Raw genomic sequence first — 12,741 nt, 5'->3', positions numbered from 1 at the left:
GGCCGCCACCCCGCTCCGGGGTGGCGGCCTTCGCCGTGAGTTCCGCGAGGACTCGTGACCACCCGGCGAGAGTCGCGTGAGCCCGGGCTCACGCGGACAGCGCGCGCTCCAACGGTGTGCGGAAGCGGGGGCTGACCCGCGTGCCGTTCAGCCAGGTGTGGAGGCGGGACGCTTCCGCCTCGATGGCGGAGGCCGCCTCGGTGCCCGGGTCCGTGAGGAGGCGCCAGACCGGTTCGCCGTCCGGGCGTTGGGCCCAGGCGCCGATCACGCGGCCGTTCCACCAGACGGTGGGACCGATGTTGCCGCTGCGGTCGAAGAGCTCGGGGCGGTGGGCGGGGTCGAGGTACCAGTCGCGGTGCCGCCAGCCCATGGGGGTGGGGTCGAGCGCCGGGAGGAAGGCCGCCCAGGGGGCCGGGGCTTCGGTGGGGGACGTGTCGTCGGGCAGGACGTGGCCGGTCGTGCCGTCGTCGAGGTCGACCTCGACCGCCTGGACGGCCTGGAGGGCCTTGCGGACGTCCGTGACCTTCCAGCCCGTCCACCACGTGAGGTCCGCCTCCGTCGCCGGGCCGTACGCCTCCAGCCACCGGCGGGCGAGCGCGGCCCGGGCCTCGGCGGGCGGGAGGTCCGGCAGCGCGGGGGCGATCGCCCAGCGGAACTGGCTGGAAGTCCAGGAGCCCAGCGGGCGGGCGCGGACGACGCGGTTCTCGGTGCCGAGCAGCCGCAGCAGGCGCGTGGAGACGCTCTGCTTCGTCTCGTACGCGGTGCCGGGGGCGTACACGAACCGCTCCCGCAGCCGGGGCTCTTCGGCGGCCAGTTCGGCGGCGGTGGCCTCGCCGCGGCGGGCCAGGGCGGCGAGGGTGGACTCCTCGACGTCCGCCAGCCAGGCCTCGTCGAGGGAGCTGCCGGCCGTGAGCTGCTTGACGAGCGTGGCCCTTTCGCGGGCGGCGACCGCGTGCGTGGTGGACGACTGGACGACGGGCGCCAGCTCCGTGGGCACCACGAAGACGGTGTGGCGCATGCCGTGCATACGGACCAGGGTGCGGTCCTCGTACAGCGCCCGCCCCATGGCGGCCACCGGGCCGGCCGGATCGGCCAGCCGGGCGCCCACCGCCAGGTACACCGTGGCCGGGTCGGTGCCGTGCAGGGCGGTGAGCGAGCGCGCCACCTCCTCGGCCGTGGCCGCGCGGGCGGCGGGCGCCAGGTGGTGGCGCACGGCGAGGCGCCGGCGCCGCTCCTCGGCGGTCATACGGGGGCGGGTGCTCGTCATACGGGTGGACCTCCGATCAGGCGGGGGCAGGGGCCCGCCGCCCCCGGAGGGGCGGCGGGCGACGGGCGGCGGATCGGCGGCTCAGCGGCCGGAACGGATCAGGGTCCGCACCATGCGGCAGGTGGCCTCGGACGGCGCGTGCATGCCGAGGCGCTCCGCCGTGCCGCGTATCGTGTCGTCGTCGGCCTTGGACGGGTGGTAGACGCCCGAGTCGAGCAGGGCGATCGCCAGGCGCATGGCCTTGAGGCGGCGGTTGTGCGAGACGTACCACTCGCGGGGCCGGCCCGCCGGCAGTGGCTTCTTCTGCAGAGGTTTCCAGGGTTCGAGGGGCAGTGTCCGGACCGTGGCGACAGCCATCGGCGACCTCCTGGTACGGGGTGTGGGGGCCCTCCCCCGGGCCCTCACGAACTACCTGAATTTTACCGGCCACCACTGACAATCGGCCCTGGCCGGCAGGGCTTCGCGGGGGGCTTCGCAGGGGGCTTCGCCAGGGCTTTCGGCGGTCCGGCGGGTACGGTGACGGGCATGGAGATCTGGATCAATCCCGCCTGTTCCAAGTGCCGCGGCGCCCTGAAGCTGCTCGACGAGGAGGGCGCCGAGTACACCGTCCGCCGCTACCTGGAGGACGTGCCCTCCGCGGACGAGATCCGCGACGTACTGGACCGGCTCGGCCTGGAGCCGTGGGACATCACCCGTACCCAGGAGGCCGCCGCCAAGGAGCTCGGCCTGAAGGAGTGGCCGCGTGACGCCGGTGCGCGTGAGCGCTGGATCACGGCGCTGGTGGAGCACCCGAAGCTGATTCAGCGTCCGATCATCACGGCCGACGACGGCACGGCGGTGGTGGGCCGGACCGACGAGGCGGTGCGGGACGCGATCCGCCGTTCCTGAAAGGCGGTTGAGCAGATTCCGCTTGCTACTCGTACGTAGGGGCACACACGGAACCGATCCGGCCGCCGCTTCCCCGTGCGGCCGGGGACAGGAGCCCCCACGTGTCACGCGGAAAGACCCTCAGCGGGAAGAAGAAGCTCGCCCTCCTCATCGGCGCGGTCGCGATGGCCGGCGGTACGGCGGTGGTGATGACCGGGACCAGCCAGGCGTCCGTCGCCTGTGACGGGCTCGCGACCGCGCTGAGCAACAACGAGAAGTTCATCGCCGGTCAGCGCGCCAATCCTGACGCCCAGTCGGAGGCGCGCATCGCCAACCGGCTGGCCGTGATCGAGGAGATCAAACGCAAGCAGGCCGCCTCGGGATGCGAGGTGGGCCAGGGCAGCGCCGCCGGCAAGGGTGGTGCGGGTGGCGCCGGTGGCGCCCAGGCGGGCGGCCAGGCTCCGGGCGCCGGTGCCAACGCCGGTACGGGAGCCGGGGCGGAAGCGGGGGCCGGTGCCAACGCCGGAGCCGGAGCCGCAGCCGGGCAGCAGGGCGGCGGCGGTGCCGTCGGCGAGGTCGTCTGCGCCGGGTCCACGGTGACCCTGTCCGGCGAGGGCGGCGCCCCCGCCGCCTCCAGCAACCAGTTCCCGATCGGCACCAAGCTCAAGGTGACCAACCTCGACAACGACAAGTCCACCACCGTCGAGGTCACCGCCCCCTCCGGCAGCTGCGCCCTGCTGAACAACGCCGCGTTCGAGCAGGTCCGCGAGCCCGGCAAGTTCCTGATCCGCAAGGCCCGGATCGAACGCGTGGGCTGACAAAACCCAGAGCCGCGACTCCGCCCGTGGTGTTACCTTGCGGAGGCCGGCCGCGGGACTCCGGCGCGACTTCCGGGACTTGCCTATGAAGCGATGATTCAGCTGTTCGCGCCCTCATTCCCCGGCCGGCACCGGCTTTTCGTACGCATCGGGGGGAGACGATGGCGGAGACCTTCTCCGACCTCATCGCGGCCGAGGACGTGCTGCTCTTCGTCAACGCCGCCGTGACGGCGACGGGCCAGCGCGAGTTCCGCTCGGACGCGCAGGAGCAGCGCCTGTCGCTGTCCTTCCTCCACGAGTACGTACGGGTCAACTACCGGCGCCTCTACGCCGCCACCCTCGCCCTCGACGTCAACGACCACAACGCCGCGCTCATCATCGAGGCGCTGCTCCGCACGGCGGCCGACGCGGGCGACGCGGTGGACAAGCGCGCCGAGGGGCGGCTGATCGCGGCCCGGCTCGCCATGCTCCCTCCCCCGCGCGTCTACCGCCTCTTCCGCGCCCTGCGCGCCGCCCGGGTCAACAACCGCCGCACACGCGCGCTCATGCGCGACTGGCTGGCGGCCCGCCCCGACCCGGCGTACGACGCGGTGAAGTACCGCGCCGGGATGAAGACGGCCGCCCGCCACGCCCATGTCCGGCTGCCGGACGACGAGGTGGGCGCCTTCCTGTTCGAGCACCGCGGCCGGCTCCGGTACGACAACGCCTTCCTGGACGCGCACCGCCGCGCCCGGTACGAGCAGGCGGCGGTCTACGAGCTGCCGTTCACCGTCGCCGAGGGCTTCGCCGCCCGCCACGGCATCCCGCGCGAGGTCTTCCTGGAGCGGATCGCGCCCCGGATGACCCGCCTGGAGCGGCTGCGCACCCAGCGCACCGGCCCGGCGGCGGATCTCACCGGCATGCCGCTGACCCGGCTGGCGCTGTACGCGCTGTCGCTCGGCGTCGAGGAGCGGGTGGCGCGGCGCGCGGAGCTGACGGGCGCGCTGCGCGCCGCGGCGCGCCGGGCGGCGGGGCCGTACGCCGGTACGTGGGGGCGCGTCGCGGCGGTCCTCGACGACAGCTACTCCGCGTCCGGCTCCGGCGAGAAGCGGCGCCGCCCGCTCGCCGTGGCGCTGGGCTGCCACTTCCTGCTGGAGGCGCTGGCGACGACGTACACGCCCCGGTGGACCTCGGGCTCCACGGACGCCCTGCTCGTACGGCCCTGGGGTCCGACGCCGCTCGGTACGCGGATCCTCGACGCGCTGGAGGCGGAGCCGCAGCGGCTCGTGATCGTCTCGGACGGGTGGGACAACGCCCCGCCCGGTCTGGCCGGCGAGGTGCTGCGGGTCTGGCGCACCCGGCTGGACCCGGAGCGGCGTACGAGCGTGGTGCATCTGAACCCGGTGTACGACGCCGACGGCTTCGACGTGCGGCGTCTCGCGCCGAGCGTGCCGACGGCCGGGATCCGGGACGCGGAGGACCTGCCCGCCCTGGTGGAGGTGGCGCAGTTCGCGGAGGGGCGCACCGGGCTCGCGGAGCTGCGGGCGTACTTCGACCGGCGGGTGGAGCTGTTCCTGCGGGCGAGGGAGGGGACGGAAGCGTGACCCGGATCGATCTGGCGGGCCTGACCGCCCGGCCCGCGCAGGTGTGGGGCGGGATCCGCCTCGTACCGCTGGTGCGGGAGGAGCCGCTGGAGGGGCTGCGCCTGCACCGGCAGGTCCACGGCGGAGACGGCGGGTACGGCGGCTACGGCGTGGTCGATGTCGGGCCGCGCACCGAGTACGTGTCGTACATCCCGCACGGCCTCGTGGCGGACTGGTCCGGCGGCACAGGACAGCCGGGCGAGTCGGCGGCGTACGGCACCCGGCTCGGCGCGTACGACGCCGGTGGCGAGCCGCCGCCACCCTGCGTCCCCGTCCGGCGCCACCACCGCATGGTCAAGGGCGAGCGGGGCGCGAAGCGGGTCCGCTTCCTGCCGCTGCACCTCGCACTGGAGGGGTACCTGGCACTGCACTTCGGTGGCCCGTCCATCGTGTGGGACGAGTGGTCCCGGCAGGCGGTACGCCAGGGCCTGTCGCCGCGCGCGGAGGACGCGTACGCCGGACGGCAGGTGCGGGGGCTCGCCGAGGCGCTGCGCGTCTTCGAGATCCACCCGGGCCAGTGCGGGGTGATGGTGTACGCCGCGGACGCGCTCGCCGCGGCCTTCGCCGTCCCCCACCCGGACGACTACCGCGCCCTGCACCCCTCCCTCATCGAGGACCTGTACGGCGAGACGGTGTACCAGTACGCGCTGTACGGCGCGCCGGTCCCGGAGTTCACCGCGCGCATCGACGACACCGGCGGCCTGCGGACGCTCGCCGATCTGCGGGCCGCGGCGCGGGCGCAGGAGCGGGCGTGGACGGAGGCGCACGACGGGCTCATGGCGCGGGACCTGCTGCAGACTCCGTACGCCTTCGAGCGGGTGCGGCGGATGGGGCCGTACGCGCTGTACCGCTTCCTGCCGCCGTTCCTGCGGGGCGGCGGGCAGGAGCAGCACATCGGCGAGCTGATCACCGACCACAAGGGGCGGACGGCCTACCTCAAGACGTTCCGGCTGTCGGAGAAGCAGATCCGGCGCGGCTACCTGCTGCGGCGGCTGGCGGACTGCGACTGGCACCTGGGGCGTACGGCGGAGGCGCTCGGCACCGGGTACGCCGAGCTGGTGGCCCGGATCCGCGCCGCCGGGTTCGGATCGTTGCTCGACGCGCACGCCGTCGCACGCGGCGTGAAGGCACACGAGACGTAGGGGACATCAGAGATATAACGGAAAAGCTGAGTAACACGGGGTTCACAATCGGGCAACGGCCGGGAAATCCCGTGTTGCCAAGCTGCCGGGAGCGCGACACCCGCTGCACCCGAAGGATGAGGCACCCCCGTGACCATCAAGGCCGAGTACATCTGGATCGACGGCACCGAGCCGACCGCCAAGCTTCGCTCGAAGACGAAGATTCTTCCGGCGGGCGCGGCCACCGGCGTCGCCGAGCTCCCCATCTGGGGCTTCGACGGATCCAGCACCAACCAGGCCAAGGGGCACTCCTCCGACCGCGTCCTGAAGCCGGTCTACGTCTGCCCGGACCCGATCCGCGGCGGGGAGAACATCCTGGTCCTGTGCGAGGTCCTCAACACGGACATGACCCCGCACGAGTCCAACACGCGTGCGGCGCTGGCCGAGGTCGCCGAGCGGTACGCCGCCCAGGAGCCGATCTTCGGCATCGAGCAGGAGTACACCTTCTTCGACGGCACCCGTCCGCTGGGCTTCCCGGCCGGCGGTTTCCCGGCGCCCCAGGGCGGCTACTACTGCGGTGTCGGCGCCGACGAGATCTTCGGCCGTGACGTCGTCGAGGCGCACCTGGACAACTGCCTCAAGGCGGGCCTGGGCATCTCCGGCATCAACGCCGAGGTCATGCCCGGCCAGTGGGAGTTCCAGGTCGGCCCGCTCGCGCCGCTGGTCGTCGCCGACCAGCTGTGGATCGCGCGCTGGCTGCTGTACCGCACCGCCGAGGACTTCAACGTCTCCGCCACCCTCGACCCGAAGCCGGTCAAGGGCGACTGGAACGGCGCGGGCGCGCACACCAACTTCTCGACGAAGGCGATGCGCGAGGGCTACGACGCCATCATCACCGCCTGCGAGGCGCTCGGTGAGGGCTCCAAGCCGCTGGACCACGTCAAGAACTACGGCGCGGGCATCGACGACCGCCTGACCGGTCTGCACGAGACCGCCCCGTGGGACCAGTACTCCTACGGCGTGTCCGACCGCGGCGCCTCGGTCCGCATCCCGTGGCAGGTCGAGCAGGACGGCAAGGGCTACATCGAGGACCGCCGCCCGAACGCCAACGTCGACCCGTACGTGGTGACCCGCCTGCTGGTGGACACCTGCTGCGAGGCGCTGGAGAAGGCCGGCCAGGTCTGATCCCCCATCACCCCGCATGACGGTGCGGGACTTGCACGACGCGAGGGCGTCCGCCGAATTTCGGCGGGCGCCCTCCCGCACGTACGGGGGTGTCTGCTTGAATAGCGGCATGGCCAGCCTCCGGAACACCGCCACGGGTCGCAGCGACGACCTCGAGCCGTTCTGGCCGTCCCGTCAGCACCACGACTTCGACCGGGTGTGTTGCCGCGCGAGGAACGCGTCGGCCCTCTAACGCTGGTGGAGGCCTCTCCGGGCCTCCGATTGCCTTCGGCCGTCGCGCAACGACGTACTCCCGTCCCTTCGCGCGAAAGAGCTGACCCCATCATGGCGAACACCCGTACCGCCGCCCCTGTGACCCCTCTGTCCCCGCTTCCCCTGCCGACCGGCCGACACCGGCTGCGTGCCGTCGGCCGGGACGAGGTCGTCGACGTCGTGGACACCGTCGACGTCTCCGAGCTGATCCCGCCGGGCGCCACCTGGCTGCCCGCGCCACCGCACGCCGTGCCCGTGCTGCCGGGGCAGCCGCCGATGGTCGGCTACCTCGTGCTCGTACCGGCCGAGCAGGGGCAGAACCCGCCCGGCCGGGCCGCCACGGGCGAGGGGCCCGTGGTCATCGACGCCGTCCGCCGCACCGCCCTGGTGGACGGGCGGCCGCTGGAGCTCACGTACCTGGAGTTCGAGCTGCTGGCGCACCTGGTGGCGAACCCGCACCGGGTGCACACGCGCGACCAGCTGGTGACCACCGTGTGGGGCTACGGCCACGTCGGGGACGGGCGCACCGTCGACGTGCACGTGGCCCGCCTGCGCCGCAAGCTGGGCGCCGAACACCGCCGTACGATCCAGACCGTACGGCGGGTCGGCTACAAGTACGCGCCCTAGGAGGCGCTCTGCGAGGCGCGGCGGGCCGCCAGGGCGCCCAGCGCCGCGTCGAGCACCAGGAACGCCAGCAGGCTGATGCCCAGCATCGGTACGAACCAGCCCACCAGGGCCGTCCCGGCCGCGAGCGGCAGGAGCAGCGTGGCCGCCACCTTGCGCCAGGCGCCGCGCGGCACGGGGCGGCCGAAGCTCAGCGTCCGCTCCTTGGTGGGCCTGCGCAGCCACCACATCCGGTAGCCCCACAGGATGAGGAGGATGAGGCCCACCATGAGGGCGGCCAGGGCGAGCTGGTTGGGCAGCCCCAGGAAGACGCCCATGTGGGCGTCGATACCGATGCGCGTGAGCTTGGCGAACAGCGGGTAGTCGGAGAACCGCAGTTCGTCCATGATCCGGCCGTCGGCCGGGTCGACGGCGACCGAGTCGAGGTGGGCGGGGAACTGCGTGTCGGTCTCCTTGACGACGTACCCCTTGCCGTCGGCCGGGAGGGTGACCGCGATCCGTCCGGTGACACCCTGCGCGGCGGCCGCCTCGACGGCCTTGTCGATGCCGACGTCCGCCCCGGCCGGTGCCTGCGGCTGCTGGTGGCCCGCGCCGTGGCCCTCGTGGCCGCCGCCGTCAGCAGTGGGCGCGGCGCCGTCGAGGGTGGCGGAGACGGTGGGCGTGGTGCCGCCGAGCCGGGCCTGGAGCACGTCGACGTTCTCGCCCGCGTACCGCGACCAGGTCAGGCCGGTGGCGGAGAGCAGGACGAGTCCGGTCACCGCCCACAGGCCGACCGCGCCGTGCCAGGAGAGGGTGCGGCGACGGGACTTGGGGCCGCGCTCGGGGAGGAACAGGGACCGCTTGGCGGCGCGCCGGCGGCCGATCCAGAGCAGCAGGCCGCCGAGGGCGACGACCCACATCCAGCTGGCGGCCAGCTCGCTGTAGTTCCGGCCGAGGTCGCCGAGGTGCAGGTCCGCGTGGAACTCCGAGAGCCAGGCACGCAGCGGGAGGGCGCCCGAGCTGCCGTAGCTCGGCAGGTCCCCGCGCACCTCGGCGGTGTAGGGGTCGACGAAGACGGCGAGGGACTTGCCCTCCTCGACGTCCGGGCTGCTCATCAGGACGCGGGTGGTGGCACCCTCCTCCGGCGACGGCCACACGGCCGTCACCGTCCCTTCCGGATGGGCCGTACGGGCGGCGTCGACCTGCTCCGAGAGCGGCAGGACGCGCTCGCCGGCCGGGACCCGCAGCTCGTGGTCGTAGAGGACCTTCTCGACCTGGAAGGAGAGGGCGTACAGCAGTCCGCTCACGGCGGCGAGGAGGAGGACCGGGGATATGAGCAGGCCCGCGTAGAAGTGGACACGCAGGAGGAGGGGGCGCAGGGCGCTCCACGTCGACGTGGTCTGTTTCGGACTGGTTGATTCCGGTATGGGGGTGGTGGTGCGGTCGTCAATGGCCATGACTGTCCTAGGAGTCGGCGTTGTCTGCAGGGGAAAGCGGCCCCCAGGTCAGACGTGTGCGGCTCCGGGGGCCGTGGCGCGGGGTACGGCGAGCGCGGGCGGCCCGCGCCGCGACAGGCTGTGGGCGAGGACGACGCCGTGGTGCCGGCGCGCGGGGCGCGGACGGGCGCCGCGCGGCGGGCGCGGGGCCTCGGGCAGCCGGACGAGGGCGAGGAGCAGTCGCAGCGGTGTGAAGGCGAGGGCGCCGACGGCGTGGGCGATCCGGAAGAACGCGGCCTCGCCACGGGCCAGCCACAGGGCGCAGGCGCCCGCGGCGAGCAGGTGCGCGGCCAGCATCCCGGCGGACGCGCCGCCGAGGCCGACGGCGTCGAGGCCGACGGCGTCGAGGCCGAGGGCATCGAGGAGCGAGGCGGGCTCGGGGAGAGAGGCGGGCTCGTGGCTCACGGCGCCCGGCGTCGTGCCGCCGTGGCCGTGAAGAGTTCCGTGTGCGGTGCCGTGTTCGTGGTGGTGCGGGCGGCCCGCGCCGAAGGTGACGTGCAGCGCCGCCTGGAGGCCGAGCAGGCCCGTCGCGATGAAGGCCGCTCCCCTGCGGCGGGCCGCCGCCAGCCAGGCCAGGACCGCCGTCGCGCCGAAGGCGGCGAACAGCGCGGGCAGCGGGATGTCATGCGCAGACATGGACGAATGCCCCACCGCGGCCAAGGTCACGCACACCGCCGCGAAAAGTGCGGCACGCAAGGCGCGCAACGGCGACCGGGGCTCCGTCATCGTCCGCTCATGCTGCCACCCCCGCGCCGGGGGCGGGAGCCCCGGGGTCCGCGGTTCCGTCCTCGGCGGTGTTCCTCCCGCAGCGGAACCGCTGGTCAGCGTGGGGCGTGCGGGGCAGAGTCACCGTCATGAGACTTCTGATCCTCGGTGGTACGGAATTCGCGGGGCGCGCGGTGGCGGAGTCGGCCCTCGCCCGGGGCTGGGAGGTGACGGTGTTCCACCGGGGCCGCCATGAGCCGCCCGCCGGGGTGACCGCCCTGCTCGGCGACCGCACCGCGCCCGACGGGCGCGGCCTCGCCGCCCTCGCGGACGCCGGCCCCTGGGACGTGGTCGTCGACACGTGGACGGACGCGCCCGCCGCCGTACGGGACGCGGCGCGGCTCCTCGCCGACCGGGCGGGGCGGTACGTGTACGTCTCCAGCCGCTCGGTGTACGCCTGGCCCCCGGCGCCGGGGCTGGCGGAGGACGGGCCCCTGGTGGAGGGCTCACCGGACGCGGTGGACGTGCCGTACGCCGAGGCCAAGCGGGGCGGGGAGCTGGCCGCGCTCGCGGAGTTCGGCGACGAGCGGACGCTGCTGGTCCGGGTGGGCCTGATCCTCGGGCCCGGCGAGAACGTGGGCCGGCTGCCGTGGTGGCTGGGCCGCATCGCCCGGGGCGGCCCGGTCCTGGCGCCGGGCCCGCGCAACCTGCCGCTGCAGTACATCGACGTGCGCGACCTGGCGGAGTGGACCCTGGACGCCGCGGAGGCCGGCCGCTCGGGCGCGTACAACCTGGTCTCCCCGTCCGGGCACACGACCATGGGCGGGCTGCTGGACGCCTGCGTGCGCGCCACCGGTGCGGACGCCGAGCTGCGCTGGACCGAGCCGGAGGCGATCGCCGAGGCGGGCGTCGAGCCCTGGACGCAGCTGCCGGTCTGGACGCCGCCGGGCGAGCTGCACGACGCGATGCACCGGGCCGACGTGTCGAAGGCGCTCGCGGCGGGGCTGCGGTGCCGGCCGGTGGACGAGACGGTCGCCGACACCTGGGCGTGGCTGCGCTCGCTCGGCGGCGCCGCGCCGCAGCGCCCCGACCGGGCGCAGGTGGGGCTGAGCCCGGAGCAGGAGGCCAAGGTGCTGGGGCTGGAAAGGTGAAGAAGTCGGCACGGCTGGAGTAGTACGCCCCCTTTGCGGATGTGGATTTCTACGAACCCGGGCAGGGGCTGAACGGGCCACGCGCGCCTTCCGTATGGAACGGAGCGGTTCTCCCCTCCCGGGATTGGAGTTCCATGGGACGCACACGAAAACGCTCAACACTGGCCAACCGGGCGATCGCCGCCTCGGCTGCCCTGATACTGGGCGGGGGTGGGCTGGTAGCGGCCAATTTCTACGCATCCGCGGGCGAGGGCTGGTCCAGCCCGCCGCCTCAGCAGCAGAACACCCTCAATGCCGGGCAGCAGATTTCCACCATCGACTGCCCCGAAGTCGCCAACGGCCTTCCCCAGGTGCCCGCGCAGGCACGCGGGGAGGTGGACCGGGAACTGGCCAACATGGACAGCCAGATCACCGAGGCGTATCAGCGGTTCGCCGAGGAGAAGCAACGGATCCAGCAGGATCCCCGGTTCGCCGACAATGCCATTCTCAATCCGCTCAAGGACAAGCGGCTGGCCGCCATCGAACGGATCGCCGTGGCCATCGGCCGGAGTGCGGACCGCCCCGAGGGGCTGCAGAGCATGGCGCCCTGCACCCTGCGCGCGGACGACGCCGCCACGTTCGGTGGCGGCGACAACCAAGGTCAGGACCAGGGTCAGGACCAAGGCCAGGACCAGGGTCAGAACCAGGGCCAGGACGGCCAGGGCGACGACCAGAACCAGGGACAAGGGCAGGGACAAGGACAGGGGCAGGCCGGCAACGGGCCCGTCGCCGGGGACTTCGTCGACATTCAGTCCGTCCAGCCCAACGTCCGCACCCCCCGCCAGCTGCGCGGCGCCTCCCGCGGCAGCTTCGTCACCGACTGCGGCCGCAATGAGAACGGCAAGTTCAACCCGGACAACGTCATCGTCGCGCCGGGTGTGAGCAATGGCGCCCACCATATGCACGACTACGTCGGCAACCAGGCCAACGACGCCTTCGCGAGCGACGGCGATCTCGCCCGCGGGCAGACCACCTGCCGCAACCAGGGCGACAAGTCGACCTACTTCTGGCCCGTACTGCGTCTGCAGAACGGCCAGAACGAGAACGACGCCAATGCCGACGGCGGCGGAAAGGACCAGAACGTCGGCGAGATCCTGACCCCCTCCCAGGTCACCATGAATTTCGTCGGCAACCCGGTCTCCAAGGTGTCCCCGATGCCGCGCTTCCTGCGGATCATCACCGGGGACGCGAAGGCGTTCACGAACGGTGACGCCAATGCCAACGCGTCCTGGAGCTGTACCGGATTCGAGAACCGCCAGCTCAAGGACAAGTACCCGATCTGCCCGCAGGGCAGCCAAGTGGTGCGCACCTTCAAGTTCCAGAGCTGCTGGGACGGCCAGAACACCGACAGCGCGAATCACCGTACGCACGTGGCCTTCGCCAACGAGAACGGACAGTGCCCGCAGGGTTTCCGGGCCATTCCCCAGCTCGTGCAGCGCATTGTCTACGACGTACCGCAAGGGACGGTCTTCGCGGTCGACTCGTTCCCCGAGCAGCTCCACAAGCCGATCACCGACCATGGAGATTTCATCAATGTCTTCAACAGCAGGCTGATGAGCCAGATGGTGAACTGCATCAACGGCGGTCGCCGTTGCGCCTGATCACCATCTGATCC

Annotated in this window: 12 protein-coding genes; 8 read left to right on the top strand and 4 right to left on the bottom strand. The window is 72.9% G+C overall.

What is annotated here, in order from left to right; all coding sequences use genetic code 11:
* Positions 1–88 precede the first annotated feature (88 nt).
* Positions 89–1,267, bottom strand: a complete 1,179-nt coding sequence (locus tag ACIRNI_RS10405) for a winged helix DNA-binding domain-containing protein (protein ID WP_403550155.1) — start codon at positions 1,265–1,267, stop codon at positions 89–91.
* Between the two features lie 81 nt (positions 1,268–1,348).
* Complete coding sequence (locus ACIRNI_RS10400; protein WP_403550153.1) at positions 1,349–1,624, bottom strand: hypothetical protein; 276 nt, start codon at positions 1,622–1,624, stop codon at positions 1,349–1,351.
* Positions 1,625–1,792: 168 nt separating this feature from the next.
* Here ACIRNI_RS10400 and ACIRNI_RS10395 point away from each other — a divergent pair, with 168 nt between their 5' ends.
* The 6 genes from ACIRNI_RS10395 (at position 1,793) to ACIRNI_RS10370 (ending at position 7,759) form a co-directional block, all read left to right on the top strand.
* A complete protein-coding gene (locus tag ACIRNI_RS10395) occupies positions 1,793–2,155 on the top strand; it encodes an arsenate reductase family protein (RefSeq protein ID WP_403550151.1) in 363 nt (120 codons plus the stop codon).
* A gap of 101 nt (positions 2,156–2,256) precedes the next feature.
* Positions 2,257–2,952 (top strand): hypothetical protein, encoded by a 696-nt coding sequence (locus ACIRNI_RS10390; RefSeq protein ID WP_403550149.1) that lies wholly within the window; start codon positions 2,257–2,259, stop codon positions 2,950–2,952.
* A gap of 161 nt (positions 2,953–3,113) precedes the next feature.
* On the top strand, positions 3,114–4,535 hold the full coding sequence (locus ACIRNI_RS10385) for a hypothetical protein (RefSeq protein ID WP_403550148.1): 1,422 nt from the start codon (positions 3,114–3,116) through the stop codon (positions 4,533–4,535).
* Positions 4,532–5,716 carry an ARPP-2 domain-containing protein gene (locus ACIRNI_RS10380; RefSeq protein ID WP_403550146.1) on the top strand — a complete coding sequence of 395 codons (1,185 nt, stop codon included), beginning with the start codon at positions 4,532–4,534 and terminating at the stop codon, positions 5,714–5,716. The genes ACIRNI_RS10385 and ACIRNI_RS10380 overlap by 4 nt, the downstream gene beginning before the upstream one ends.
* Before the next feature lie 129 nt (positions 5,717–5,845).
* Positions 5,846–6,880: a glutamine synthetase gene (glnII, locus tag ACIRNI_RS10375; protein WP_403550144.1), complete on the top strand. Its 1,035-nt coding sequence runs from the start codon at positions 5,846–5,848 to the stop codon at positions 6,878–6,880.
* Between the two features lie 324 nt (positions 6,881–7,204).
* Positions 7,205–7,759 carry a winged helix-turn-helix domain-containing protein gene (locus tag ACIRNI_RS10370; protein WP_403550142.1) on the top strand — a complete coding sequence of 185 codons (555 nt, stop codon included), beginning with the start codon at positions 7,205–7,207 and terminating at the stop codon, positions 7,757–7,759.
* Here the strand turns inward: ACIRNI_RS10370 and ACIRNI_RS10365 are convergent.
* Both ACIRNI_RS10365 and ACIRNI_RS10360 read right to left on the bottom strand, forming a co-directional pair.
* On the bottom strand, positions 7,756–9,192 hold the full coding sequence (locus ACIRNI_RS10365) for a PepSY-associated TM helix domain-containing protein (protein ID WP_403550140.1): 1,437 nt from the start codon (positions 9,190–9,192) through the stop codon (positions 7,756–7,758). The two genes, ACIRNI_RS10370 and ACIRNI_RS10365, sit on opposite strands and share 4 nt — an antisense overlap.
* A gap of 48 nt (positions 9,193–9,240) precedes the next feature.
* On the bottom strand, positions 9,241–9,867 hold the full coding sequence (locus tag ACIRNI_RS10360) for a hypothetical protein (RefSeq protein ID WP_403550138.1): 627 nt from the start codon (positions 9,865–9,867) through the stop codon (positions 9,241–9,243).
* Between the two features lie 218 nt (positions 9,868–10,085).
* Here ACIRNI_RS10360 and ACIRNI_RS10355 point away from each other — a divergent pair, with 218 nt between their 5' ends.
* A complete protein-coding gene (locus ACIRNI_RS10355; RefSeq protein ID WP_403550136.1) occupies positions 10,086–11,087 on the top strand; it encodes an NAD-dependent epimerase/dehydratase family protein in 1,002 nt (333 codons plus the stop codon).
* 134 nt (positions 11,088–11,221) lie between these two features.
* Positions 11,222–12,727 (top strand): DUF1996 domain-containing protein, encoded by a 1,506-nt coding sequence (locus ACIRNI_RS10350; protein WP_403550134.1) that lies wholly within the window; start codon positions 11,222–11,224, stop codon positions 12,725–12,727.
* The last annotated feature ends 14 nt before the right edge of the window (positions 12,728–12,741 follow it).

The sequence above is a fragment of the Streptomyces sp. NPDC093546 genome, from assembly GCF_044765045.1.
Lineage (GTDB): Bacteria > Actinomycetota > Actinomycetes > Streptomycetales > Streptomycetaceae > Streptomyces.
Note: the sequence above shows the minus strand (reverse complement) of the source record. Positions and strands in the feature narration are given on the sequence as shown.